Origin of the sequence: Pseudoxanthomonas sp. LjRoot125, assembly GCF_964252705.1 — a bacterium.
Classification (GTDB): Bacteria; Pseudomonadota; Gammaproteobacteria; order Xanthomonadales; family Xanthomonadaceae; genus Pseudoxanthomonas_A.
This window is the reverse complement of record NZ_CAXUOY020000002.1, coordinates 174689-199778: the sequence shown is the minus strand read 5'-3', so window position 1 is coordinate 199778 and position 25090 is coordinate 174689. Positions and strand designations below refer to the sequence as shown.

General features: G+C 68.2%; 17 protein-coding genes. 4 read left to right on the top strand and 13 right to left on the bottom strand.

What is annotated here, in order from left to right; all coding sequences use genetic code 11:
- Window positions 1–24: 24 nt before the first annotated feature.
- The 7 genes from ACSION_RS16465 to mrcB all read right to left on the bottom strand — a co-directional run bounded on the left by ACSION_RS16465 (window position 25) and on the right by mrcB (window position 9194).
- Window positions 25–1866 (bottom strand): hypothetical protein, encoded by a 1842-nt coding sequence (locus tag ACSION_RS16465; RefSeq protein WP_435306879.1) that lies wholly within the window; start codon window positions 1864–1866, stop codon window positions 25–27.
- Window positions 1867–1877: 11 nt separating this feature from the next.
- On the bottom strand, window positions 1878–2786 hold the full coding sequence (locus ACSION_RS16460; RefSeq protein WP_093487585.1) for an ABC transporter ATP-binding protein: 909 nt from the start codon (window positions 2784–2786) through the stop codon (window positions 1878–1880).
- Between the two features lie 14 nt (window positions 2787–2800).
- The gene (locus ACSION_RS16455) at window positions 2801–3211 is read right to left on the bottom strand and encodes a GntR family transcriptional regulator (protein WP_056879683.1); all 411 of its coding nucleotides are present in this window, start codon (window positions 3209–3211) and stop codon (window positions 2801–2803) included.
- A gap of 91 nt (window positions 3212–3302) precedes the next feature.
- Window positions 3303–4043, bottom strand: coding sequence for a tRNA (adenosine(37)-N6)-threonylcarbamoyltransferase complex dimerization subunit type 1 TsaB (gene tsaB, locus ACSION_RS16450; RefSeq protein WP_435306878.1), 741 nt, complete (start codon window positions 4041–4043; stop codon window positions 3303–3305).
- 42 nt (window positions 4044–4085) lie between these two features.
- Window positions 4086–6134 (bottom strand): ATP-dependent DNA helicase, encoded by a 2049-nt coding sequence (locus tag ACSION_RS16445; RefSeq protein WP_435306877.1) that lies wholly within the window; start codon window positions 6132–6134, stop codon window positions 4086–4088.
- A 58-nt stretch (window positions 6135–6192) separates the two neighbouring features.
- A complete protein-coding gene (locus tag ACSION_RS16440; protein WP_435306876.1) occupies window positions 6193–6780 on the bottom strand; it encodes a hypothetical protein in 588 nt (195 codons plus the stop codon).
- The gene (gene mrcB / locus ACSION_RS16435; protein ID WP_435306875.1) at window positions 6777–9194 is read right to left on the bottom strand and encodes a penicillin-binding protein 1B; all 2418 of its coding nucleotides are present in this window, start codon (window positions 9192–9194) and stop codon (window positions 6777–6779) included. Before mrcB ends, ACSION_RS16440 begins: the two co-directional genes overlap by 4 nt.
- 96 nt (window positions 9195–9290) lie before the next feature.
- On the opposite strand from mrcB, the gene ACSION_RS16430 reads away from it, so the two are divergent.
- Window positions 9291–11387: a glycosyltransferase gene (locus ACSION_RS16430; RefSeq protein ID WP_435306874.1), complete on the top strand. Its 2097-nt coding sequence runs from the start codon at window positions 9291–9293 to the stop codon at window positions 11385–11387.
- A gap of 35 nt (window positions 11388–11422) precedes the next feature.
- On the opposite strand, the gene ACSION_RS16425 is transcribed toward ACSION_RS16430, so the two are convergent.
- The 5 genes from ACSION_RS16425 to ACSION_RS16405 all read right to left on the bottom strand — a co-directional run bounded on the left by ACSION_RS16425 (window position 11423) and on the right by ACSION_RS16405 (window position 17761).
- Window positions 11423–11995, bottom strand: coding sequence for a hypothetical protein (locus ACSION_RS16425; protein WP_435306873.1), 573 nt, complete (start codon window positions 11993–11995; stop codon window positions 11423–11425).
- A gap of 19 nt (window positions 11996–12014) precedes the next feature.
- Window positions 12015–13262 (bottom strand): lipase family protein, encoded by a 1248-nt coding sequence (locus ACSION_RS16420; RefSeq protein ID WP_435306872.1) that lies wholly within the window; start codon window positions 13260–13262, stop codon window positions 12015–12017.
- Entirely contained in the window at window positions 13259–13891 is a 633-nt protein-coding gene (locus ACSION_RS16415; RefSeq protein ID WP_435306871.1) for a hypothetical protein, read from the bottom strand. Before ACSION_RS16415 ends, ACSION_RS16420 begins: the two co-directional genes overlap by 4 nt.
- A 118-nt stretch (window positions 13892–14009) precedes the next feature.
- Window positions 14010–15440, bottom strand: a complete 1431-nt coding sequence (locus ACSION_RS16410; RefSeq protein ID WP_435306983.1) for a hypothetical protein — start codon at window positions 15438–15440, stop codon at window positions 14010–14012.
- A 173-nt stretch (window positions 15441–15613) separates the two neighbouring features.
- Window positions 15614–17761, bottom strand: a complete 2148-nt coding sequence (locus ACSION_RS16405) for a RelA/SpoT family protein (protein WP_435306870.1) — start codon at window positions 17759–17761, stop codon at window positions 15614–15616.
- Between the two features lie 71 nt (window positions 17762–17832).
- On the opposite strand from ACSION_RS16405, the gene ACSION_RS16400 reads away from it, so the two are divergent.
- Window positions 17833–18381 carry a hypothetical protein gene (locus ACSION_RS16400; protein WP_435306869.1) on the top strand — a complete coding sequence of 183 codons (549 nt, stop codon included), beginning with the start codon at window positions 17833–17835 and terminating at the stop codon, window positions 18379–18381.
- Window positions 18382–18387: 6 nt separating this feature from the next.
- Here the strand turns inward: ACSION_RS16400 and hrpA are convergent, their stop codons facing one another.
- Window positions 18388–22509: an ATP-dependent RNA helicase HrpA gene (gene hrpA, locus ACSION_RS16395; RefSeq protein WP_435306868.1), complete on the bottom strand. Its 4122-nt coding sequence runs from the start codon at window positions 22507–22509 to the stop codon at window positions 18388–18390.
- A gap of 89 nt (window positions 22510–22598) precedes the next feature.
- Here hrpA and ACSION_RS16390 point away from each other — a divergent pair, with 89 nt between their 5' ends.
- Together ACSION_RS16390 and recQ are read left to right on the top strand one after the other, a co-directional pair.
- A complete protein-coding gene (locus tag ACSION_RS16390) occupies window positions 22599–23147 on the top strand; it encodes a Dps family protein (RefSeq protein ID WP_093487607.1) in 549 nt (182 codons plus the stop codon).
- Between the two features lie 125 nt (window positions 23148–23272).
- On the top strand, window positions 23273–25066 hold the full coding sequence (gene recQ, locus ACSION_RS16385; protein WP_435306867.1) for a DNA helicase RecQ: 1794 nt from the start codon (window positions 23273–23275) through the stop codon (window positions 25064–25066).
- Window positions 25067–25090: the final 24 nt, after the last annotated feature.

Genomic DNA, 25090 nt, shown 5'->3' with positions numbered 1-25090 from the left:
CTCTCCTCGGCGCTATTCGCGCGATCAGGCCGCGGCGGGCTGTGGCAGCGGCATGCGGACGTCCTCGCGGCGCGGCACCAGCAACCACAAGCTCGCCAAGGCGGGCAGGCCGATCACCGCACACGCGGCGACCCAGGCCCAGCGGCCCATCGTCGACAGTGGCGAACGCGCCGTCAGCCACACCGCGCCGGCCAGCGACAACAGCGACAACACCGCCGCAAGCCACAGCATCGAAGCGGGAATCGCGGCAGGCCGGGTGACGTCCAGTGGCAGCGGCGGCGCGAACAGGTTGCGCGCGGCTTCCGTGATGGCATGCAACGCCGGCGAGGGCCACACGCCGCGGTAGCGGTATACCGGCGGATAGTCGAAGGCGAGCGCGCGACGGTGCACGGTTTCGATGCGGCCGTCATCGTGCGTGCGCAGCGTGACCTGCGTCGGTGCGGCGCCATCGCTGGCGTGCGAGCGCGCCGAGAATGCGATCGAGATCAGGTGGCCATCGACCAGTTCCACCAGGTCCAGGTTGCGCAGGTCACCCATCTCGCCCGGCAGCGGTACGCGCAAGCGCGGTGTCAGCAGTCCCTGGCCTTCCACCAGCGGCCGGGCATCGTAGAAGTACAGCGCGCGATCGCTGAGCATGCCGATGCCCTGACCCAGGGGCCCTCCCCCCATCAGGGTTTCGCCCGCGTCGACGCGCACGCGCGGCAGTACGCGATGCTCGGCGCTCACGTACTGGTAGAGGGTGTCGCCACCGACCAGCACCGCATCGCCCGGCTCCATGCCCGGAAGCGCATCGCCCGGCAACACCACCGCGGGGAACGCGGCCTGTTCCGCCCCGATGCCGAGGACACCCACCGCGCGGTTGTCGGCCAGCCGGTAACCATGCAGGCGCATGTCGTCGTGGCTGAACACCCAGCGCTCGCGGCGTTCGCCGTCGTCAAACTCCATCGGCCTGAAATTGCCCAACTCCTGGTACTGCGGCAGCTTCGGCACCTGCACGCCGAGCCCGTCGGGTTCGGACAGGCGAATCTGCTCGCGCAACAACGGCGCATCCGGATGCTGGCTATCGCGCAGGCCGGCGATCATGCGTTCGCGCGGATCCATCTTCTCCACTTCGTTGTGCCCCCCCACGGGCGGCACCGGGGTGTTGTTCGGATGGCTGCCCTGCGCGATCCACAGCATCTCCAGGCCGAACAGCAGCACGAGCGCCATCACATGGACCGCGACCTGCAGCGGCAGGGCGACGGCGGCCGTGGCGAACAGTCCGCGCGGCGGCGAGTCCAGGTCGGCGACGAACGCCACGCGCAGCAGCACCGCCAGCCAGGCCATCACGATCAGCTCGATCGCGATCATCCCGAAACCGTAGGCACGGCTGACCAGCAACCAGACCAGCAGCACCAGCGCTGCACCGGCCCAACGCCATCCGCGCAAGCTGCAGAACGCTCCCGCCAGATACGCGGCCGTCGCGATCAGCGCGCCCGACAACGGCAGCAGCCAGTGGCGCAGGTCGACCACGCGCGGCGTCAGCGCGTGCTGCCAGAGCGCAACCAGCAGCAAGGGCAGCGCCACGGCAACGGTGAGCAGTACCGCCGCGGCCGCGGCGAGGGCGAACGCCACCCGCGCCGGCGCCATCGGCCGGTGCAACAGGCTCAACCACTGGCTGGGCTTGCGGTAGCTGCCCATCTGGTACAGCCCGAGCAGCAGCCCGCACAGTGCGTATACGCCACCGATCACCCGGTGCACCACCAGCGGTTGCTGGGCCAGGTCCACCACCCGTGCCATGAAGGCCAGCGCGAGCAGGTGCACGATGGCCGCCAACAGGGCCCAGCCGCGGAAGCGGATCAGTTCGCTCTTGAAGAAGTCGTACATGGGGTCGTTCCTCAGGCGGCGGCCGGCGCGGCGTGGTTCTTGGCCAGGAAGCCGTTGACCGCGCGGTCCAGGCTCACCGGCATGCTGCGGATGGAGCGCGCACCCTGCGCGCGCAGGTAGTCGGCGAAGCTTTCGTCCTGGTCGAGCACCAGGTAGTGGTGCAATCCGTCCAGGCGCTGCACTTCCAGCAGACCGGGCACGCTCTGCGGATCGGGTCCCTTGAAGGGGATGTCGGCCACCCACAACGCCACGCGCGAGGTGAAGTCTTCCGGCGCGGACATGTTCTTCAACTGTCCCCGTTCGAGGATGATGAGGTTGTCCGCGACGCGCTCGATCTCTTCCATCTGGTGCGAGCAGTAGACGACCGTGCACTGCTCCGCCGCGTTGCTGTACATCAACGATTCGAGGAAGGCGCGCTTGGCGACCACGTCCAGCCCGAGCGTCGGCTCATCGAGCACCAGCAGTTCCGGCGTCTGCGCGAGCGCCAGGGCCAGGTTGAGCCCGGCGCGCTCGCCGCGCGACAGCTGCGAGACCTTCTGCTGCGGCAGCACGTGGTAGTGGCCGATCACGTCCTCGTAGGCGCGCGCGTTCCAGCGCGGGTACTGGTGCTGCTGCATCGCACGCACCTGCTCCACGCGCATCCAGCCCGGCAGCGTGTGTTCTTCGTTGACGAAGCCGACGCGCGCGCGATCGGCGGGCAATAGTCGCTGGCTGTCGCGGCCCAGGATGTTCGCCGTGCCGGACGTCGGTGGCAGGAATCCCAGCAGGATGCGGAACAGCGTCGACTTGCCCGCGCCGTTCGCACCGACGATCGCGTGGATGCGCCCGCGCGGAATCGCCAAGTCCAGGTGGTCCAGCGCGAGCTTCGCGCCATAGCGTCGGGTCAGCGCCCGGGTTTCGATCACATAGTCATCGGACATGTCGGGCTCCCGGCTCAGGCGATGCGGCGCGGCGCCAGGCGGCGCAGGGCGTGCGATACGCGCGATTCCACCTCGTCGGCGGCGAAGTCGAGCGGGATCACGTCGTTGACGAAGCGGCCGACGGCGTCATCGAGCCGGCGCTCGCGCTCGGCATCGGACAGCCGCTGGCGCGGTGCGGCCACATACAGGCCCATGCCCTGGCGCGATTCCAGCCACCCTTCCGTGGTGAGCTCGGCATAGGCCTTGGCCACCGTGTTGGGGTTGATGGCCAACTGCTGGGCCAGGCCGCGCACGCTGGGCAACTGGTCGCCCGCCCGCAACCCGCCGGTGGCGATCTGCATGCGCACGCCATCGACGATCTGGCGAACGATGGGCCGTGGATCGCCGGTGGCGATCTGCAACATCAACGGGGTCGTGCGGGCCATGGCAGCCTCCAGGCAACTGTACTAACACACATAGTACAGTTGGAACGGAAGCCGTCAACCCTGACCGACGGCACCCCTCCGGGACGCCGCCTTAGCCTCGGGCGCGCAGGGCTTTCTGTTCTTCCAGGGTCAGGGCGACGTTGTTGCGCAGGTAGGCCGGTTCGACGCGCTCGGGCGCGATGGCTTCCCCGCGATGCCAGGCGTCCACGGCCAGGTGCGCCAGGTCGGCGGCGTGCGGCAGTGCGTGCGCATCGATACGGGCGAAGCGCGCCTGCAGCGATGTCGCCAGCGCGCCTTCGGCCGCGGCGAAGCCGGTGCCCACGCCGATCCAGCCCACGGCGTCGCCGGGCAAGCGGTACTCGGCCGGCGCGATGACGGTTTCATCAGTCGTCGCCTGCAGGCCGTCGCCCTGGCGGACGAAGGTGCCGGTGTAGATCTCGCCCATCCGCGCATCGATGGCCGCGAGGATGGCGTGAGGCGCGCCCACGTCGCAGCCGCCCTCGCCCGCCAGCACCGCGGGCGGCGGCACCCGCGCGGCCAGCACGGCAAGCGTGGAAATCGCCAGCAACGGGCGATCGAGTGCCAACGCGATGCCCTGCGCGATCGCAATCGCCAGGCGCACGCCAGTGAAAGCGCCAGGGCCGCGACTCAGCGCCACCGCATCGAGTTGCGAGCGCGCGAGGCCGGCCTCGGCCAACAGCTGTTCGGCCCATGGCAACGCGAGCTCCGCATGGCGACGCGGCGCGATCTCGAAGCGCTCACGCACCTCGCCATCGACGTAGACAGCGACGGAACAGGCCTCGGTGGCGGTTTCGAAGGCGAGCAGTTTCATGCGGGGCGACCGGTGTTCATGGGACAAGGATACCCGTGCGGCTCAGAACCGGGCGTCGGCGAACCAGTCGTCGGCGGTCGGCGCCTTCGCGGCCACCTCGTCCTCGCTGATCGCGGCGCCGAAGAATCCCTGCACGTCCTGCACCCGTTGCGTACGTGCGAAGGGCGGCAGCGAATCCAGGAAAATGCGGCCATAAGGCTTGCCGGTCAGGCGCGGATCGCACAGCACCAGCACGCCGCGATCGGTCTCGCTGCGGATCAGGCGGCCGACCGCCTGCTTGAGCGCGATGACGGCCTGCGGCAGTTGTTCGTCGCGGAACGGATTGCCACCGGCGCGGCGCACTGCTTCCAGGCGGGCTTCGAACACCGGATCGTCCGGCGCGGCGAACGGCAGCTTGTCCACGACGACGACGCTCAAGGTATCGCCGACCACGTCGACGCCCTCGCGGAAACTCGCCGCACCCAACAGCACGCCGTTGCCGGACTCCCGGAACCGCTGCAGCAGCGTGCCGCGCGGTGCTTCACCCTGCACGAACAGCGGCCAGGGCCCGCCGCGCAATGCGTCGGCGGCCTCGCGCAGCGCGCGGTGCGAGGCGAACAGCAGGAAGGCCCGGCCCTGCGATGCTTCCAGCACCGGCCGCAACGTCGCGATCAACGCCTTCCCGAACGCGGGCGCATTCGGATCGGGCAGGCCTGTCGGCAGGTAGCAGAGCGCCTGGTGCGGCCAGTCGAACGGGCTGGGTTGCAACAGCGTCGGCGGATCTTCCAGGCCGAGGCGCAGCGCCAGGTGGTCGAAGCGACCGCCGACGGCGAGCGTCGCCGAGGTGAACACCCAGGCCGCCCGCGACTGCTCGCGATGCTGGCGCAGCGGGCCGGACACATCCAGCGGCGTGCGCTGGCAGCGGAATGCGCGCGGCGTGAGTTCGTACCAGAGCACATCGCCCTCGTCGGCGTGGGATGCAGCCTCCGTATCGTCGAACGCCCCGCTACCGGTCGGCGCGGCATGCCAGCGCGACAGTCGCTTGGCGAACTCGGTGGCGCGCGCAGCGCAGGCTTCGAGTCCCAGGGATGCCGGCGCCAGCGGCGCCAGCGCGGCGGACAGCTCGGCGAGCGCGTGCTCGATGGCGTCGAATCCGGCCGCCACCTCGGGCTTGGCCAGCAAGCGCTCGCGCGTACCGCGCGCGGGCATGCCTTCCATCGCCGCGCGTGCCTCGCGCAAGGCCTGTTCCAAGGCACGCACCGGCGTTTGGAGGGCGGACAACGCACCGGCGACGTCCTTGCACTCGGCCAGGCAGTCGCGCGCCAGCTCCTGCAGCGGACGCATGCCGAAGCCTTCGCCGAAGAAGTTCGCCGCCAGTTCGGGCAGCTGGTGCGCTTCGTCGATCACGAAGGCCTGCGCACCCGGCAGGATTTCACCGAAGCCCTCCTGCTTGAGCGCGAGATCGGCCAGCAGCAGATGGTGGTTCACCACCACGATGTCCGCCGCCTGCGCGCGCTGCCGCGCCTGCACGACGAAGCAGTCGTCCCAGAACGGGCACTCGCTGCCCAGGCAGTTGTCGATAGTCGATGTGACCAACGGCACCAACGGCGAATCGTCCGGCAATGCGGCGAGTTCGGCCATGTCGCCGAACTGCGTGCGGCCACCCCACGCGACGATGCGCTGGAACTGGTCCACCTGCTCGCGGCTGGTGAAGGTGGTGCGTAGGGTCTGTGGATCGCCCTTGGCCTGGTTGAGGCGATAGCGGCAGAGGTAGTTGCTGCGCCCCTTCAGCAGCGCCGATTTCAGCCCCGACACACCCAATGCATCGCGCACGCGCGGCAGGTCGCGGTGGTACAGCTGGTCCTGCAGCGCGCGCGTGCCGGTGGAGATGATCGTCTTCAGCCCCGACAGCAGCGCAGGCACGAGGTACGCGAAGGTCTTGCCCGTCCCGGTGCCGGCTTCGGCCAGCAGCACGTCGCGCGCATCGAAGGCGTCGGCGATCGCCGCCGTCAGGCGCTGCTGGGCGTCGCGGGGTACGAAGGCGTCGAGGCGGTCCGCCAGTGCGCCACCCTCGCTGAGGGCGTCGCGGCTGGCCTGGGCGAGCTGGGACATCGGGGAAACATCGGGCGGTTGCGACGGCAAGGGTACCGCGTCGCGACCGACCCGTGCCTTACATGCGCTCGATCACCGGCACCGTGCAGGCATCGCGCTGGCGCTCGGCGTCACCGATGGACGCATCCTGGGTGGCGGCGCGTGCCGCATATTGGGCGGCATCTTCCGGGGTATGCCGGACCGGGAGCGGGGGCAGCACCGCCCGCTGGTGCTGGCGTACCTGGCGCACGGTTTCCCAGTGCTGCCGGCACAGCGGACCGACCCGCGACCCCAGTTCGAAGGCACGCTGTGCCAACGCGTCGGCGCGGGCGTAGTCGCCTTGCAGCAGGGCCAGCTCGGCACGCTCCTGCAGGATGGCAGGATCTTCCGGCACGATCGCGACCGCGCGGTCGAGCGCAGTCGCCGCGGCGGCCAGATCGCGCGCGGCGATCGCACGCTGCGCGTCCTCGCGCAGGTCGTCGACTTCGGGATCGCGCAGCGGCTGCACGGCCAGCTCGCGATCGTCGGCGCCGGCAGCGGCACGGACGGCGGCCACGCGCTGCTCGGGCGTGACCGGATCGTTCGCGGCGGGGGGTTCGGGCGCCGGTGCGGAGGCGCAACCGGCGAGGACGAGCAGCAACAGGGGAACGGCGTACTTCATCATCATGGCTGCTGCGGGGGAGGATCCTGGGGCGGTGGTGCTTCTTCTTTGCGGTCCAGGCCGAACCAGCTGCGCCAGCCGCCACCGCTGTCGGCCTCTTCGCCTTCGAGCGGCGGCTGTTCGACCACGCAGGCCGCGTAGGCCGGCGCGAAGCCGGACACGAACGGCAGCTGGCGCGCACCCGGGCAACCCGGGTCGGTGCTGTTCGACGACACCACCCACTGCCAGTCCAGGCCCTTGCCCGAGGCCTTGAGCGGCGCGCTCGGCAGGCGTGCGAACAGGCCCGACCACACGCGCATCGCGCCGGTCGCGCCGTACAGGCCGGTCTGCTCGTTCTTGTCGTTGCCCATCCACACCACGGCCAGGTGATCGCCGGTGTAGCCGGCGTACCAGCTGTCGCGACCATCGTTGCTGGTGCCGGTCTTGCCCGCGGACTGCAGGCGGCCAAGGCCGTCGCCGAGCAACTGCCGGCCGGTCCCGTTGGACACCACCTGCTGCAGCGCGACGGTGATCAGGTTCGCGGCAATGGAATCGCCTTCCTGCGCCGGCGCCGGCGTTTTGTCGTAGCGCTTGAGCAGCTTGCCATTCGGATCGAGCACGCCACGCACCGCGTGCAGCGGCTGGATTTCGCCGCCGGACGCCAGGAACTGGTACAGCTGCGCCATCGCATACGGGCTCTGGTCGGTGGACCCGAGGATCAGCGCCGGATTCGGCTCGGCCTGGATGCCGGCCAGTACGCGGATCAACTGCGCCAGGCGGTCCGGTTCGACCTTCATGCCCACGCGGACGGTGGCCTGGTTGTACGACTGCGCCAGCGCATCGACCAGGCGCACGGTGCCGTGGCTGCGGCGGTCCGAATTGGCCGGTGTCCAGCGCTTGTTCTTGCCGAGCTGCACGGTCACCGGTGAGTCGTCGACCCAGCTGGCAAGCGAATACTCGTCGGGTTGCGCGAGCGCGAGCAGGTAGACGAACGGCTTGAGCAACGATCCCACCGGACGCTGCGCTTCCACCGCGCGGTTGAAGCCCTGTTCGGACACATTGCGGCTGCCGACCACGGCGAGCACATCACCGTCGTGCACGTCGGTGACCACCATGCCGGCCTGCAACGGCGGTCGGCGCTTGTTCTCCAGCGCTTTCACCGTTCGCGTCACCGACGCTTCCGCATAAGCCTGCGCGGACGGCGACATGCCGGTCAGCACGGTCAGGCCCGCGCCCTGCAGCGCGCTCTCGGGGTAATCGCGCGCCAGCTGCCGACGCACGAGGTCCACGTAGGCGGGGAAACGGTTCGCCGCGGCCATGCCCGGCGTTTTGGTCACGCCCAGCGGGGCGGCCAGCGCACGCTTGTACTCGGCATCGTCGATCAGGCCGGTCTCGTGCAGCTTCAGCAGCGCGTAATCGCGACGCTCCTTCGCACGCTCCGGATTGCGGCGCGGGTCGTAGTACGACGGCCCCTTCACCATGCCGATCAGCAACGCCACCTGCTCGGTGCTCAGGCTGTCCAGGTCGCGACCGAACCAGAACTCCGCACCCGCCGCGACGCCATGGATGGCCTGGCTGCCGCGCTGCCCCAGGTACACCTGGTTGAAGTACGCCTCCAGGATCGTGCGCTTGTCGTAGCGCGCCTCCAGGATCAGCGCATAGAGGATCTCGTTGAACTTGCGGGTCGGCGTCTGTTCCTTGCCGATGCCCAGCAAACCACTGCGTGCGAGCTGCTGGGTCAGCGTGCTGGCGCCCTGGCGGGTGTCGCCGCCGGACTTCACCAGCAGCCATGCCGCGCGCACCATGCCCGACAGGTCGATGCCGTGGTGGTCCTTGAAGTCGCGATCCTCGACCGCCTGCAAGCCGGTCACCAGCAGGTCCGGCACTTCTTCCAGCCGTACCAGGCGCCGCTCTTCCTGCTTCTGTCCGTACAGCGTCGCGATGCGTGCGGGATCCAATCGTGCCGCCTTCAACGACTGCTTGCGCGTGATGTCGCGCACGGCGGCCACGCGGCCACCCGACAGGCTCACCTGGAGGCGACGCGGCGCCACGCGACCATCGACATCGACGTAACCGCGGCTGGAGATCGTGAATCGCCCACCTTCGCGCACGTACGTGCCCGGACTCTGTCCGGTGCCATCGTCGCGATAGGACGCGGCATCCAGCTCGGTCTTCAGCGTCTGCGCATCCATCGCCAGCCCCGGCGCCAACTGCAGCGGGCGCGCGTACACGCGCGTCGGGATCTGCCATTGCAGTTCGCCGAAACGCTGGGTGACCTGGTGGTTCAGATAGAGCGTATAGGGGATCAGGAAACCGAGACCCAGCCCCGCCGCCGCCAGTCCCCAGCTCAGCAGGCGTTGCCGCCAGACCGGCGGGCTGCCGTCACCGTCGTCGATGTCGTCTTCGTCCAGCGCTTCGTCGTCGTAGTCGTTGCGGGCCACAGGGGATGCGACAATGGGAATTCGGGCGAGTCTAGCGCAGCCGCCAAGGGCGCGCCCGGCCCACAGGCCCCCTCACTCAGCTGGAGTTGCAACGGAATGTCGATGTCGTGGGCGGACCTGCGCTTCATGCTGGAACGCACCCGCGGCTTGTTCCGGCGCGGGCTGGCCAGCCTGCGCACGCGGGGCCTCTCGGCGACCTGGGCGCGGGTAAGACGCCAGTTCGCGCAGCATCCGAGGCTTCCGCCCGGCGCGCTCTACCGCCCCGCCGAGGCGGCGTTCGCACCGTTCACGGTTCCATCCAGCGACGCACCACGCGTCAGCATCGTGATCCCGGTCTACAACCAGGCCCTGCATACGCTGGGCTGCCTGCGCGCATTGGCCGAGCATCCGCCGACGGCCGCCTGCGAAATCATCGTCGTCGACGATGGATCGCAGGACGAAACCCATGCATGGATGCACGCGATCGACGGGCTGCGCTACCACCTGCGCGCCACCAATGGCGGCTTCATCGCCGCGTGCAACGACGGGGCTGCGCTGGCTCGCGGCACCTACCTCGTCTTCCTCAACAACGACACCTTCCCGCAACCGGGCTGGCTGGATGCGCTGCTCGACACGTTCGGGGCCTGGTCCGAAGCAGGCCTTGTCGGTGCGCAGCTGGTCTACCCCGATGGCCGATTGCAGGAAGCGGGCGGCGTGGTCTTCGACGACGGATCGGCATGGAACTACGGGCGCTTCGAGTCGCCCGACGACCCGCGCTACACCAGTGTGCGCGATGCGGACTACTGCTCCGGCGCGGCCATCATGCTGCCCACCGCGCTGTTCCGCGAGATCGGCGGCTTCGACACACGCTACGCGCCGGCCTACTACGAAGACACCGATCTCGCGTTCGCCGTGCGCGCTTGCGGCCATCGCGTGCTCTACCAGCCCGCCTCGCGCGTGGTGCATCTGGAAGGCATTACCGCCGGCACCGATACCGGGAGCGGCGCGAAGGCCTACCAGGTTCGCAACCGCGGCGTATTCGCGCAGAAGTGGGCCGACGCGCTCACTCGGCAACCGGCGGCGGGCACGCTGCCCTCGCCGGCCATGCTGGCTCGCGGGCGACGGCAAGTGCTCATCGTGGATTCCGAAACGCCTCGACCCCAGCATGATTCCGCATCGCTGCGCATGGCCAACCTCATGCGCATGCTGATCGGTGAGGGCGTGCATGTGGTCTTCCTGCCGGCGGACCTGCACCATGCCGGTGGCGATACCGCAGCGCTCCGCCAGCATGGCGTCGAAACCTGGCATGCGCCGTTCGTCAGTAGCGTGGCATCCTGGCTGCGCGAACACGGCCCACGCTTCGACGTGGTGGTGCTGTCCCGCCACTACGTCGCCGCCGAGTTCCTGCCGCTGGTGCGCCGGTTCGCACCGCAGGCACGGATCGTGTTCGACACCGTGGACCTGCATTTCCTTCGCGAAGCGCGCGGGGCGGATGTGGCCGACGATGAGACGCTTCGCCGCAGCGCACAGAAGACGCGGGAACGCGAGCTCGCGCTGATGCGCAAGGCGGACACGACGCTGGTCGTCAGTCCTGCGGAGCGCGACATGCTGTCCGCGCTGCTGCCCACGGCGCAGGTCGACGTACTGTCGAACCTGCACGAACTCGCAGATGGTGGCGCACCCTTCGCTCAGCGCGAAGACATCGTGTTCGTCGGGGGTTTCCGCCATCCGCCGAATGTCGACGCCGTGTTGTGGTTCGGCCGTGACATCTTCCCTCGTATCCGCGCCCGGCTACCCGGCCTTCGCTTCCACTGCATTGGTGCCGAGCCTCCGGCGGAGGTTCGCGCACTGCAGGACCAGCCGGGCATCGTCGTGCACGGACACGTGCCGGATATCACGCCCTACATGGAAGGCGCCCGCATCGCCGTCGCGCCGCTGCGCTTCGGCGCCGGCGTGAAGGGCAAGGTGAACCTGAGCATGGCGCATGGCCAACCCGTGGTGGCGACGCCCTGCGCGGTCGAAGGCATGCATCTCGTGGACGGACATGACGTACTCGTCGCAGAGGCCGCCGATGCCTTCGCCGCCGCGGTGATTCGCCTGTACGAGGACGCACCGCTGTGGGAGCGCATGTCGGTGAACGGACGCGAGAACATACGCCAACACTTCTCACTTGACGCAGCGCGCGACGTGGTGCGACGCGTTTTCCTGGACTGAGTGCATTTCCCCGGCGCCTGCGCCCGTTGCCCACGTCAGGGCTTGCGGGGGCGCACCGGCCTGTACTGCTGCTCGCTCCCCACACCCCTCGCAGACACATCGACATTGGCGCACAACGCACCGTCGCACAGTGTGACGTCAGCCGCGTCATAGGCACGCAGCAGGTCCGCAGAGATCTGGTTGCGGCGAATCTCATCGTAGTAGTGGCTCGACAACCATGCGCCAGCACCGGCTGCCACCATCAGCAGCACGATGGAACACGCGGTGGATAGCCACAGGGCACGGCTGACACGGTCCAACTGCCCGGCTGCGAGGCGGGATTGATCACTACTGCGCGAGAGCTGTTGGCCTGCTTCCTGCATTGCCTGCTGTACGCCATCGACCGTCTGACCCAGCCCTCTCCCGATTTCCTGCCGAATCTGCGCGGCCAACGCGGAGAAACTGCCATCCGCCGCGTTACGGAGAATGGTAGGCACGGTGTCCGCCAGCTGTTGCAACTGCTGTCCACTCTGATGATGCCGCTGGTTGGCCTGCTCGCTCTGCCGACGAAACTGCTCCAGCACTTCGGCCGTTTGCAGCAGCAATGTTTGAAGCTTCTCCATATCCATATGCCGGTTCGTCCTTCCTTCAATGACTGCGGGGCGCGACCTGGATAGCGCGCTGTTGCTCCTGTTGTTGCTCTGCCCATTGCCTAGCAGCATGCTGCTCTTGCCGATCGACATGCGCATTGATGTCGGCACGGAACTCGCGGCCGAGATCGGTCGCTGCAATGCTGGAGAGTCCCCGATCGATGGTGATCGGGTCGCCGCTCCTAAGGCTCGCGTGCAAGTACTGGAACAACTCGCCGGGCTTGGCATCGGCGGGCGGCGCGCGCAGGACGCCTATCGACTGGTCGGCGCTGTTGCCCGCTTTCATCTGCCTGGGCAGATCGGCCCACTGCTCCCTGAGGCCCTCCGCGCGAGCAGCCGCTTCGCTTTCCGGGACCGGCACCGTACGCCGCGCCATCTCCATTGAAGCGTCCCCCACCGTACTCATGCCGCCCCGCATCAGGCGTACGTCATTGCGGTAAGCGCTGAATATCGCAGCGTGGTCCTGGGCAAGCTGCCGGCTGGCGGGATCACTCAGTACGGACCGATCCGGCTTCTGCTTGCCGTCGATGTCGAGGAAGTTGTCCATGTTGTGCGATCCGGCCGCCCCCATGGTCAGGGCGGTGGCGGTCAGAGGGCTGTCGGGAATCGGGTTGAACCGGCCATACCCCGCGGCTGTCACGGCGGCCACTTCGCCCAGCTTGGCGTACATGCGGACCTGCCCGTACTGGGGGCTGGCCGCACTCACGGTATCGCCGGCCATCACATGATTGATGAAGCGCTCACCGCCCTCTGGCACGCCGTAGTCGAGACTGACAGTGCCGTAGGGATTGAAAGCCTCTCCACGCAAGTGGAAGCGATGCGCTGCGATCTGCGCCAGCGTGCCGCCGAGGGAGTGACCGGTGACGGTGACTTCGGGCGGTGGGACCCGATTCTCTTCGCCATATCTATTTGCATAGTCTTGAGCCCGCTGAGTCAGCGCGATGGCCTCCTTGGCTTGCGGGTTGACGCGACCCAACACCATGCCACCATCCGCTATCAAGCCATCCTGCTTGGCTTCGCGATCGAATTCGGTACCGCGGTGGGCGACGACGACCTCTCCCGTATCTGTACGCTGATAAATCGTCCCCTGATATCCAGTCGTCGGGTTGTCGTAGCACTCTCGAATCTTGAACTGAACGCCGTCGATGAGGACGGGCCTCTCATCTACGGGACGAGTCGCGCCGGACACGCGCTTTTCGTATGAGTCGGCAGCAAGACCCGCATACTGCTGTTTTGAGACGGTCATGGCCGAATCTCGCTGATAGCTATGGTGATCACAAATAACTCATCCTGGCTACGATTGATCTTCCTAGAGTCGGTCTGCCCAAAGCTTGTGTGGTTGCTGAAGTCGGGGTTGGCGTACATCCCCTTCCAGAAATATCGCTCCTCCGATTTCTCCGTAAGGCCGGACCACATCGACAGGAACGGCGCAAACCGCGTGTCGGTCTGGTTGTCGTTCGCTCGCAGCCGGGCCCGAACTTCGATCATCTCCCAGTGACAGACGCCTTCGCCGTTGTAGTCCTCGTCCAGCACCGCGTCCGCATGGACCACGCCCTCGTAGGTGTCGTCCGAGGTCTTCTTCAGCTGGAAGGACTCGCTCCAGCTCAAGGGAATAAAGGCGCCGACCCCTCCGGCCATGTATCCGCAGATCCTGATGGGTTCATCACGGTACTTTGCCGTGTAATTGGCAAGGCCCTCGACCGCTCGGAAAGGGCCCGGCGCATCATCCAGTTTCAAGGTGACGCGATATGCCCGCACGGGATGTGGATTGCGTTGAGTCAGGGGCGGGCGCGAACCCGCATCGTTTCCGAATGGCGTGCAGGACGACAGAGATAGCGCGAGCGGAAGCATCGTCGCGAGCAGCGATACGCGCATAAAGGCTCCATGCCGAGGGCGTATGGCGATGCTAGGTCATTCGTCGACGCAGATGTGTGCTTTTGCAGTCACACTTATTGAGGCCCCATCTGTCCGTCATGGCGCTTGGTGTTGCGCGCTACGGCGTCTGCCCAACCTTCGCGGTTTTGACGCGTTCTGCGAACGCATCCAATCCTGATGCCTGCGTATCGAGACGCTGCGCCTCGCTCAGGGCCTGTACTGCGAACGCGACATCGCCGGCCCCCAGTCGCTCGCTCCCCACGGCGATCCACTTCTCGGCCAATCGCCGCTTTGCGTCGGGCAAGCCCGCATCGCGCGGCTGGAGCGTTTGCCACGCCTGCTGGCAGGCTTGCGCGCGGCGAATGCGATTGGCGCGCAGTTCGTCTTCATAGCAGCTGCGCACGGCGGGCAACAGGCGAGCCGATGCTTGTTGGACCACGGCTGCATCCGGCGCGAGCGCTTGTGCGGCGCGCAGCTTGTCGTAGGCGCTTTCGCCGGGCGGCGTGAGCCATTGGCCCTTGGCCTCGGCATCTGCCATCGCGGCCAGCAATGCCTGTACGCGGCGGTCACGCTCGCGCGCCGGCAGAGCAGTACCTAGCCGGCCACGCGCCTGTTCCGCACGGGTAACGGCTTGCTCCGCTTGCGCCACGCGCTGAGATTGCGGCGCGAGCGCGCGCGCCTCCGACAGTTCGCGCCTGGCTTGCTCGAAATGAAAATCCGCAGCCTGCCGCTCCGCGAGCGCAGCGTGGGCCGCGCCCACCTGCTCAAGACCCTGGCGCGCCGCTGCATCGTCCGGCATCGCGGCCAGGACCGCCTCATAACCTGCGCGCGCGGGAACCAGTCTCCCCTTGGCGATATCGCGCGCGGCCGCCCGACGACGCGACTCGAGTGCCGTCGCGAGCGCGGCCTGCGCCTGAGGCAGGTCGACATGCCCTGGATCGAACACCTGCGCCTGGCCGATCAGCGTGGAGGCTTCTCCCAGCTCATGGCGCGCCAAGCGTCGACCTGCCTCCTGCAGCAGATCCGACAATGCGTCTTCGCGACCTTCCAGTGCTTCCAGGCGTGTCGGCTGCAGCGTCAGAACCCGCTGGTAGAGCGGAAGCGCGGCATCTTCGCCGCCGACCAGATGGCCGGCCGCGTGCGCTTGCGTTGCCGCCTGCAGCACGCCATCGAGACCGGCGTGTTCAGCCTCACGGGCACGTACTCGCGCCGCGAACGCATCCGCCTGCGCGCGCGGTACCTGCAGCTCCCGCGCGAGGTCCAGACGCGCCCGCGCCTCCTCGAAGCGGTTCTGTTCAAGTGCCGTCGAAGCCTGTTGCAAGGCCGCCGATGCCACGCGCCGCAGGCCGACGGCCGCCTCGTTGCGGTCGGTATCGAGGGCTTGCGCGGCTTCGTACAGCTGCCGTGCGCCGGTGCCATCATCGGCGTCAAGACGCCCGTCGGCCAGTGCGCGACCGGCCTGGTCGAGCAATGCCTGCACCCGCGTTTCGGGCCACAGCATGTCCGCCAATGGCCCCCGGAAAGCCAGAACCAACACGGCAAGCAACATTGCTATCGCGGAGCCCCATCGCCAATGGCGTCGATCGCGCAAGGTGGGCGCGTGATCTTCGTGCTGCGTACGGGCCGCCGCGATCACGCGCGTCCAGTCGATGCGCGGTTCGATGCGGCGATCGCGGCCGTCGTCGGGGCGGTCTTCGCGGGTCACTCCCGCAGGATAGCGGCTCAGCCTGAACGCCGTGCGTCTTCCACGCCCGGCAGCGCGTCGAGCTTGCCCAACAGGGTGGAAAGCTGGCCGAAATCAGCCACCTTCAAGCGCAGGCGCAGGTGGACGCGACCGCTGGCACGGTTGCCCTGGCTGTTGATCTCCAGCACGTTGGCCTCTTCCTGCGCGATCAGGGTGGTGATGTCCTTGAGCAGCCATTTGCGGTCGATCGCCGTGACCTGCACATCGACTTCGTAACCACCCCCCGCCTGGCCCCACTCCACCGGCAGCACGCGCTGCGGGCTGATGGCCGCGAGCCGCACGAACGAAGGGCAGTCCGTGCGATGCACGGTGACGCCGCGCCCACGGGTGAGGTAGCCGGCGATGGCCTCGCCGGGAACGGGCTGGCAGCAACGGGCCAGCTGTACCAATAGGTTGCCGACGCCTTCGACCGTGAATTTCGACTTGCCGGGCGCGGCCACCTTGCGCGGCGGCCTGCGGACCGGCAACGCGGCGACGTCGGGCTCGGCGGCGGCACGCTGCTCTTCGTGCAGCGCACGGCCCACCTGGTGCGGCCCCACGTCGCCCAGCGCGACCTGGATGTACAGATCGTCGATGCTCTCGGCATGGAATTTCTTCGCCACGCCCGCAAGGTCTGCCTGGTGCAGGCCCAGACGTTTGAGTTCCTTCTCCAGTAACTCCCGACCGGCGTGCAGGTTGCGCGTGCGATCCAGCTTGTGGAACCACGCACGCACCTTGTCGCGGGAACGCCCACTGGCGAGGAAGCCATTGGCCGGCAGCAACCAGTCGCGGCGCGGTTCGGGCTCCTTCGAGGTCATGATCTCGACCCGGTCCCCGCTGACCAGCACATGATTCAGCGGGACGATGCGGCCGTTGACCTTCGCACCGCGTGTGCGGTGGCCCACCATCGTATGCACGTGGTAAGCGAAATCGAGCACGGTGCCGCCCTGCGGCAGGTCCACCACCTCGCCCTTCGGCGTCAGCGCGTAGACGCGATCCTCGACCAGTTCCGCATCCAGGTCGCCGGCCAGCGAGCTGTCGCCCTGCGCATCGCTGGCGCTGTCGAGCAGCCGGCGCATCCACGCGATCTTGCGATCGAAGGCGTCGCCGCCCGCCTTGCCCTCCTTGTACTTCCAGTGCGCGGCCACACCCAGTTCGGCCTGCGCATGCATCTCGTGCGTCCGGATCTGCACTTCCAGCGTGCGCCCCTCCGGGCCGACCACGGCGGTATGCAGCGACCGGTAGTCATTGGCCTTCGGGCGTGCGATGTAGTCGTCGAACTCGCTGGGAATCGGCGCCCACAGCGCGTGCACGATACCTAGCGCGGCATAGCACGAGGCCACGTCGCCTACCGCGATGCGCACCGCGCGCAGGTCGTAAAGCTCGTCGAACGAAACCTGCTTGCGCTGCATCTTCCGCCAGATGCTGTAGATGTGCTTCGGCCTGCCGCTGATCTCGGCTTGGATGCCGTGCTCGGCCAACGCCGCCTGCAGGCTGCCGATCACCGCCGCGATGTAGCGCTCGCGGCCGGTGCGCTTCTCATCGAGCTGGGACGCGATCTGCTTGTAGGTCTGCGGCTGCAGGTAACGGAATGCAAGATCTTCGAGCTCCCATTTCAGCTGCCAAATGCCCAGGCGGTTGGCCAGCGGCGCATGGATGTCGCGGGTAAGCCGCGCCAGGGCCTGTCGCTGGTCTTCGGGCAGGCTGCCCGCCGCCCGCATGCGGGCCAACTGGCGCGCCAGCAGGATCGGCACCACACGGAGATCGCGCACGATCGCCAGCAGGAGCCGGCGCAGCCCTTCGGTATTCGCGCCGCGCGCTTGTTCCGCATGCAACGCCCAGACCTGCGCTGCGGCGGCCTGGCCTTCCAGGAGATCGGCCAGGCCCGCGGACGGCTTGCCTGCCGGGGCCGCCTTCTGCAGGGCAGGAATCGCATACAGGAGCGCCGCCACGAGGACATCCCCGTCCGCCGACAGCGCGACGAGCGTATCCAGTGTGTCGGCTGCCACGCTTGGCGCATCGGGCATGCCGGCATCCGCGCCCTCGCGTGTCGCCGCTTCGGCGAGCGCGTCCCGCAGCGGGGCTGGCAGCACCTGCAGGGCCGGCCTTCGCAGCAACGTGGCGATGTCGTGAACGGGGGACACCATGGCAAGGGAGCGAGGCGGTCAAGCGCCGCCGGAATGACTACACTACCGGCCAGTCGCCCGCAGGAACAACCATGAAGATGAGCCGCTTGTTTCTATCCCTCGTGTTGCTGACCGCCCCGCTGTTCGCATTCGCGCAGGACGCCGCTTCGGATGCACGGTTCGCCGACCTGCGCGCATCGATGACGGCGGAAGAGTTCAAGGCCGCCGGCCTGGACAAACTCAGCGATGCCGAACTCTCGGCGCTCAGCGCGTGGCTGAACCGGAAGGTCGGTTCCGAGACCGCGCGCGCCGTGGAACAGGCGCGGCAGGAAACGCAGACCGCCGTGGCACAGGCCCAGGCGGACACGCGCAAACGGGTCGAGCAGGAGAACCGTGGCTTCTTCGATTTTGGTTCGGACGAACCCATCAGCAGCACGCTGGATGGCGAGTTCAAGGGCTTCGCCAGAGGCAACCGCTACACGCTGGCCAACGGACAGGTGTGGGAACAGATCGAGCCCGCGAGCCTGTCCGGCGTCCGCAAGACCAACCCGGCCGTGACCATCAAGCCCGGGTTGTTCAACAACTGGTTCCTGAAAATCGACGGTTACAACACGGCCGCCAAGGTGCGTCGCATCAAGTAAACGTTGTCAACCGCGCAGCGCCTGCAGGCGCTGCGCGAGCTTCTTCGGTGAAATGCCGGCGCGCGCGCCCAGCTCCTGGGCGAACATCGAGACGCGCAGCTCCTCCAGGTCCCAACGCAGAGCCTGCCAGTCCACCGATCCGGCGACGCCTTCCTCCACCGCTTGCGCCAGCGCGTCGGCGAACGGCTTGATTTCCAGCATGCGGGCCTGGTCGCGGGTCGGGTCGCGCACTGCGCGCTCGGCGCGTAGCCGCATTGCCTTCACGTAGCGCGGCAGTTGCGCCAGGGCGTCGGCAGGTGTCTCACGCAGGAAGCCCGGATGCACCAGGGCTGCAAGTTGCGCGCGCAGGTCGTCGAGGTTGCCGCGCGCCCAGCCCATCAATGGCGCTTCCAACTGCGGCTTGAGCTCTGCAACCGCGGACAGGATGGCCTCGGCCAGCTTCAACCGCTCCATCGCTTCGCCGAACAGCCGCTTGCCGGCATCGTCGCGGCGTTGCTCGAACGCTGCACGGTCACGGATCGCCTCCAGCCCCTCGGCGAGAACGGCGTTCATCGCCGCATCGACGATATCGCCCCGCAGCCGCTCCTGCGATTCGATGGCCGCGTAGAGCAAGCCGGTCTTGGGCGATACCGGCAGCTGCTTGCGCGCCTGCTTCACCTTGTCGGTCAGCGCGATCTCCAGCAAGCGGCGCACGCCGCCGGGATGCGCGGCATTCGCCTCGGCCCGATCGGCGAACACCTGCAATGCAACCGTATCGCCGTCGTCCCGCAACGCCGGATAGGCCGGCACGCCGGCCTCACCGGGAACCTCACGCGGGATGGTCTGCGCCGGAAAATCGCGCAGGCCGGTGGCGGCCATCTCGCGACCGGCCCGTGCCGCGAAGGCCTGTCCCGCCTTCGCACCGAAGCGTGCGCGCAGCGCATCCAGGTCGCGCGATTCGGCCAGCACCCGTCCCTCTCCTCCGCCACGCGGGTCTTCGCGCAATCGCAGGTTCATGCGCAGGTGCGGTTCCAGTGCGGCTTCATCGAAATCGAGCGCGGCCACTGGCACCCCGGTCGCCCGGGACAGGAAGCGCGCCAGTTCACCGCGGATGTCGTCGGCGCTCGGCTTCGGGAAGGCTTCGAAGAACGCACGCCCGAAATCCGGTGCCGGCACGTAGTTGCGCCGCATCGCCTTCGGCAGGCTGCGGATCAGGCCCGAAGCCTTGTCCGCGACGAAGCCGGGCGCCAACCATGACAGGCGCGCAGGATCGAGTGCGTTGAGTAGGTGCAGCGGCACGTCGAGTGTCACGCCGTCATCGGTCGCGCCCGGCTCGAACTTGTAGTGCAGCGGCAGCCGCGCATCGCCGAGGGCGAAGTACTTCGGAAACCTGTCTTCCTCACTGCCTTCGCCCGGCAGCAGGTCTACCAGTGACCAGTGCAGCGCGCGACGTTTGTCAGCCGGCAGCGTCTTCCACCAGGCATCCAGCCCGGCCGCGGAATGGATCTCCGGCGGCACGCGGTCCAGGTACCAGCGCGCCTGCCAATCGTCGTCGGCGACCAGGCCGGCGCGGCGCAGCTTGGCCTCTTCTTCGCGCGCCTGTTCGAGCGTCTTCAAGTTGTCGGCGACGAAGCCGGCGCGCGTGTTGACCTCGCCGGTGACCAATCCCTGCCGGACGAAGATGTCGTGCGCCTCGACCGGTGCGATACGGCCGTAGTGCACGGGCTTCTTCGGCGCGAGCACCAACCCGAACAAGCTGATCTGCTCGGATGCCAGCACCTGGCCCTGCGCACGCGACCAATGCGGATCGAAATGCTTGCGCAGCAGCAAATGCGGCAGTTCGGCGATCACCCAGTCCGGCTCGATCGCGGCCAGCGTCATGCCCCACACCTTCTGGGTGTCCAGCAGATTGGCCACCAGCAGCCACGGGGGCGGGCGCTTGGACAGCGCCGAGCCGGGAAACGGCAGGAAACGGCGTTGGCGCGGCGCCTGGTAGTCGCCCTTCTCGGTGCGATGGCCGATCTGCGTCGGCAGGCCGGCGACCAGCGCGCGATGCAGGGCCTGGTAAGCGTTGGCGCGCTGCCGCTCGCTGTAGCCCCCGTCCTGCGCCTGGTCGTTCTGGGCGCGCGCGGCCACCGGCGCCGGTGCGGCTTCGGCTTTTCCTTCGCGGGCCAATCGTGCCGCGCGATGCAGCTGGCCACGGGTCGCCTTCACTGCTGCGGCATCATCGCGCACGGCAACCGGCGCACGGCTGCCGGCCAGCAGCGGCGACAGGGAGGCATCGGCGTCTTCTTCCTTCCAGCCCAGCTCTTCGCAGAGCAGGCGCAACTGTCGATGCAGCTCGCGCCACTCGCGCATCCGCAGGAAGCCGAGGAAATGGCGACCGCACCAGTCGCGCAGCTTGGACTGGGTCAAGTCTTCGTGGGCTTGCCGATACGCGTCCCAAAGGCGCAGCACGCCGACGAACTCGGAGCGCCCATCGGCGAACTGGGCATGCGCTGTGTCCGCCGCGCCGCGCGCATCGGCCGGACGTTCGCGCGGATCCTGGATTCCCAGGAACGACGCGATCACCAGCATCGGTCGCAAACAGCCGGCGGCCTGCGCGGCGACCAGCATGCGCGCCAGCTTCACGTCCACCGGCAGCCGCGCCATCTGCCTGCCGATGGCGCTCAGGCGGCGATCGCCATCGATCGCTCCCAGCTCGGCCAGCTGCTGCCAGCCGTCGGCGACGGCGCGTTCGTCGGGCGCTTCCAGGAACGGAAAATCCTCGATCCGGCCCAGTCCCAGCTGCAGCATGCGCAGGATCACGCCGGCCAGGCTCGAGCGCCGGATTTCGGGATCGGTGAACTCCGCGCGCGCTTGGAAATCCGCTTCCGCATACAGGCGATAGCAGATGCCTTCGGCTATACGGCCACAGCGACCCTTGCGCTGGTTGGCGCTGGCCTGCGAGATCGGCTCGATGTGCAGGCGGTCCAGCTTGTTGCGCGGGCTGTAGCGCTTGACGCGCGCGAAGCCGGGATCGACCACGTAGCGGATGCGCGGCACCGTCAGCGATGTCTCGGCCACGTTGGTCGCCAGCACGATGCGCCGGTTCGGACCGGGGTTGAACACGCGGTCCTGGTCCTGGTTCGACAGGCGCGCGTACAACGGCAGCACCTCGGTCTGGCGATACTTGCGGCGCTCCAGCGACTGGTGCGCATCGCGGATCTCGCGCTCGCCCGGCAGGAACACCAGCACATCGCCGCGCGGATCCTGCCGGGTGATCTCGTCGATGGCGCCGACGATGGCGTCGTTGACGGTGCGGTCGCCAGCGCGGCCTTCCTCGTCGCCGCCACCCTCGCCCTCCAGAGGCCGGTAATGCACGTCGACCGGATACGTCCGGCCTTCCACGCTGATCACCGGCGCATCGTCGAAGTGCTTCGCAAAGCGCTCGGTGTCGATGGTGGCCGAGGTGACGATGACCTTGAGGTCGCGGCGTTTGCGCAGCAGCTGCTTCAGGTAGCCGAGCAGGAAATCGATGTTGAGGCTGCGTTCGTGCGCCTCGTCGACGATGATCGTGTCGTAGGCCGACAACCAGCGGTCGCTGGCGATCTCCGCCAGCAGGATGCCGTCGGTCATGAACTTGATGTGGGTGTCGTCGCCCACCTGGTCGTTGAAGCGCACCTGGAAGCCGACGCCCCGGCCGATCTCCGTCTTCAATTCCTCGGCGACGCGTCGCGCCACCGCGCGCGCGGCGATCCGGCGCGGCTGCGTGCAGCCGATCATGCCGGCCACGCCGCGCCCGGCCGCCAGGCAGAGCTTGGGCAGCTGGATGGTCTTGCCCGAGCCGGTCTCGCCGGCGATCACCACCACCTGGTGGTGGCGGATCAGTTCGACGATGCGCTCGCCTTCGCGTGCGATCGGCAGGGACGCATCCAGCGTCACCGCCGGCACGGTCGATTGACGGCGCTCGCGGGCGGCGATCGACGCGGTCAATGCCTGTTCGAAGGCCTGCCGCGCGCCGGCATCCGCGGGCTTGCCCTGCCAGCGCGACCACAGCCCGTGCAGGCGGCCGCGGTCGTGGCTCAGCGCGCGGTCGAGCGCACGCCGGCCCTGCTCGAGGGCGGTGCGGTCGGGGGAGGCAGGGGATGGGTCACGAGGGATATTCATTCTTCAGCAAGCGGTTGAAACTTTTTGCTCACGCCACATGTTCTAGTGTGTCTATTGTGCCGCTTCAACCCACCCTCAGGAGAATCCGCATGGCCAAGACGAAGTCCAAGCCGGCCAAGGCCCCGGCCGTCACCGCGCCCATCCCCTCGGCGCCGACCGCGCCCAACATCGACATCGGGATCAGCACGGGCGACCGCAAGAAGATCGCCGACGGCCTGTCGCGCTACCTGGCCGATGCGTACACGCTGTACCTGAAGACCCACAACTTCCATTGGAACGTCACCGGCGCGATGTTCAACTCGCTGCACAACATGTTCGAGACCCAGTACACCGAGCAGTGGACGGCACTGGACGAAGTGGCCGAGCGCATCCGCGCCCTGGGTTACAACGCGCCCGGCTCGTACCGCGAGTTCGTCAGCCTGACCTCGATCCCGGAAGAGCCCGGCCTGACCGACAGCGCCGACTGGCGCGAAATGGTCCGCCAGCTGACCGTCGGCAACGAAGCGGTCTGCCGCACGGCCCGCAAGGTGCTGAAGGTGGCCGACGACGCCGGCGACGACCCGTCGGTGGACCTGCTCACCCAGCGCCTGCAGACCCACGAGAAGTACGCCTGGATGCTGCGTTCGCTGCTCCAGTAACGCGCCTCGTGGCGGCCTGGACGCCCGGCTTCGGCCGGGCGTCTGCGTTCATGGCCGGAGAATTCCGACCCCGCGGCGCGTCCATCGCGCAGGGCCGCCGGGGCCCGTCGCGGTATCCTGTACCCATGTCGTCCCCCGCACTTGAAACGCTGCAGCGCGTCTTCGGCTACAGCGCCTTCCGTGGCCACCAGCAGGCCATCGTCGAACACCTCGCCGCCGGCCACGATGCCCTGGTGCTGATGCCCACGGGCGCCGGCAAGTCGTTGTGCTACCAGGTGCCGGCGCTGTTGCGCGAGGGCACCGGCATCGTCGTCTCGCCGCTGATCGCCCTGATGCAGGCCCAGGTGGACGCGCTCCGCCAGTTGGGTGTGCGCGCGGCGTTCCTGAACTCCTCACTGGCCGCCGACGAAGCCGCCCAGGTCGAGCAGGCCCTGCTGCGCGGCGAGCTGGACCTGCTGTACGTGGCGCCGGAACGGCTGCTGACGGGGCGCTTCCTGTCGCTGCTGGACCGCAGCCGGATCGCGCTGTTCGCCATCGACGAAGCCCACTGCGTGTCGGCCTGGGGCCACGACTTCCGTCGCGAATACCTGGAACTGACCCTGCTGCACGAGCGCTGGCCCGACGTGCCGCGCATCGCGCTGACCGCTACCGCGGACCCGCCCACCCAGCGGGAGATCGCCGAGCGGCTGAACCTGGTCGAGGCCGAGAAATTCGTCAGCTCGTTCGACCGTCCCAATATCCGTTACACCGTGGTGCAGAAGGACAACGCCCGCCACCAGCTGAGGGACTTCCTTCGCAAGCACCGTGGCGAAGCCGGCATCGTCTACTGCCTGTCGCGCAAGCGGGTCGAGCAGTTCGCCGACTACCTGGCCGAACAGGGCTTCAATGCCCTGCCCTACCACGCTGGCCTGGATGCGGAGATCCGCGCGCACAACCAGCGGCGCTTCCTGCGCGAGGACGGCATCGTCATGGTGGCGACGATCGCCTTCGGCATGGGCATCGACAAACCCGATGTGCGCTTCGTGGCGCACGTTGACCTGCCCAAGTCGATGGAAGGCTACTACCAGGAAACCGGCCGCGCCGGCCGCGACGGCGAGGCCGCCGAAGCCTGGCTCTGCTATGGGTTGGGCGACGTGGTGCTGCTGAAGCAGATGATCGAGCAGGGCGAAGCCGGCGAGGAGCGCAAGCGCCTGGAGCGACGCAAGCTGGACCAGCTGCTGGGTTACTGCGAATCCACTCAGTGCCGCCGGCAGGTGCTGCTGGCCGGTTTCGGCGAGGTGTACCCGCACGACTGCGGCAACTGCGACAACTGCCTGAGCCCGGCCGAAACCTGGGACGCCACGGAGTCTGCGCAGAAGGCGCTGAGCTGTGTGTACCGCAGCGGCCAGCGCTTCGGCGTGAACCACGTGATCGACGTGCTGCGCGGCAGCGAGAGCGAGCGCATTCGCCAGTGCGGGCACGACCACCTGACCACCTACGGGATCGGCAAGGATCTGGATGCCACTGCTTGGCGCAGCGTGTTCCGCCAGCTTGTCGCCTGCGGCTTGCTGGAGGTGGAGGCCGAGTTCGGCAGCCTGCGCCTGACCGAGGGCAGCCGCGCGGTGCTGCGGGGCGAGCGCCGTCTGCAGTTGCGCAAGGAGCAGCGCGAACGTCGCGAACGCGACCGCAGCCCTCGCAGCGGCGTGGCCGTGGAGGTCGTCGACCTGCCCCGCTTCCAGGCCCTGCGCGACCTGCGCGCGCAACTGGCGCGCGAGCAGAACGTGCCGGCCTACGTCATCTTCCACGACAGCACGCTGCGCAACATCGCCGAACAACAGCCGGCCACGCTCGACGATCTGGCGCGGGTCGGTGGCATCGGCGGCGCCAAGCTGGCGCGTTACGGCGAGCGCGTGCTGGAAGCCCTGGGCGCCGCGGGCTGACGTTCCTGCGGCAGCCGGCCACGC

Excerpts from the sequence above, each read along its gene's own strand:
- ACSION_RS16410 (WP_435306983.1), bottom strand. The coding sequence starts at position 15,440 with ATGTTGCTTGCCGTGTTGGTTCTGGCTTTCCGGGGGCCATTGGCGGAC.
- ACSION_RS16455 (WP_056879683.1), bottom strand. The coding sequence starts at position 3,211 with ATGGCCCGCACGACCCCGTTGATGTTGCAGATCGCCACCGGCGATCCA.
- ACSION_RS16420 (WP_435306872.1), bottom strand. The coding sequence starts at position 13,262 with ATGACCGTCTCAAAACAGCAGTATGCGGGTCTTGCTGCCGACTCATAC.
- tsaB (WP_435306878.1), bottom strand. The coding sequence starts at position 4,043 with ATGAAACTGCTCGCCTTCGAAACCGCCACCGAGGCCTGTTCCGTCGCT.
- ACSION_RS16465 (WP_435306879.1), bottom strand. The coding sequence starts at position 1,866 with ATGTACGACTTCTTCAAGAGCGAACTGATCCGCTTCCGCGGCTGGGCC.
- ACSION_RS16430 (WP_435306874.1), top strand. The coding sequence starts at position 9,291 with ATGTCGATGTCGTGGGCGGACCTGCGCTTCATGCTGGAACGCACCCGC.
- ACSION_RS16415 (WP_435306871.1), bottom strand. The coding sequence starts at position 13,891 with ATGCGCGTATCGCTGCTCGCGACGATGCTTCCGCTCGCGCTATCTCTG.
- ACSION_RS16425 (WP_435306873.1), bottom strand. The coding sequence starts at position 11,995 with ATGGATATGGAGAAGCTTCAAACATTGCTGCTGCAAACGGCCGAAGTG.
- hrpA (WP_435306868.1), bottom strand. The coding sequence starts at position 22,509 with ATGAATATCCCTCGTGACCCATCCCCTGCCTCCCCCGACCGCACCGCC.
- ACSION_RS16445 (WP_435306877.1), bottom strand. The coding sequence starts at position 6,134 with ATGTCCCAGCTCGCCCAGGCCAGCCGCGACGCCCTCAGCGAGGGTGGC.
- ACSION_RS16440 (WP_435306876.1), bottom strand. The coding sequence starts at position 6,780 with ATGATGATGAAGTACGCCGTTCCCCTGTTGCTGCTCGTCCTCGCCGGT.
- ACSION_RS16460 (WP_093487585.1), bottom strand. The coding sequence starts at position 2,786 with ATGTCCGATGACTATGTGATCGAAACCCGGGCGCTGACCCGACGCTAT.
- ACSION_RS16390 (WP_093487607.1), top strand. The coding sequence starts at position 22,599 with ATGGCCAAGACGAAGTCCAAGCCGGCCAAGGCCCCGGCCGTCACCGCG.
- ACSION_RS16405 (WP_435306870.1), bottom strand. The coding sequence starts at position 17,761 with ATGGTGTCCCCCGTTCACGACATCGCCACGTTGCTGCGAAGGCCGGCC.
- ACSION_RS16400 (WP_435306869.1), top strand. The coding sequence starts at position 17,833 with ATGAAGATGAGCCGCTTGTTTCTATCCCTCGTGTTGCTGACCGCCCCG.
- recQ (WP_435306867.1), top strand. The coding sequence starts at position 23,273 with ATGTCGTCCCCCGCACTTGAAACGCTGCAGCGCGTCTTCGGCTACAGC.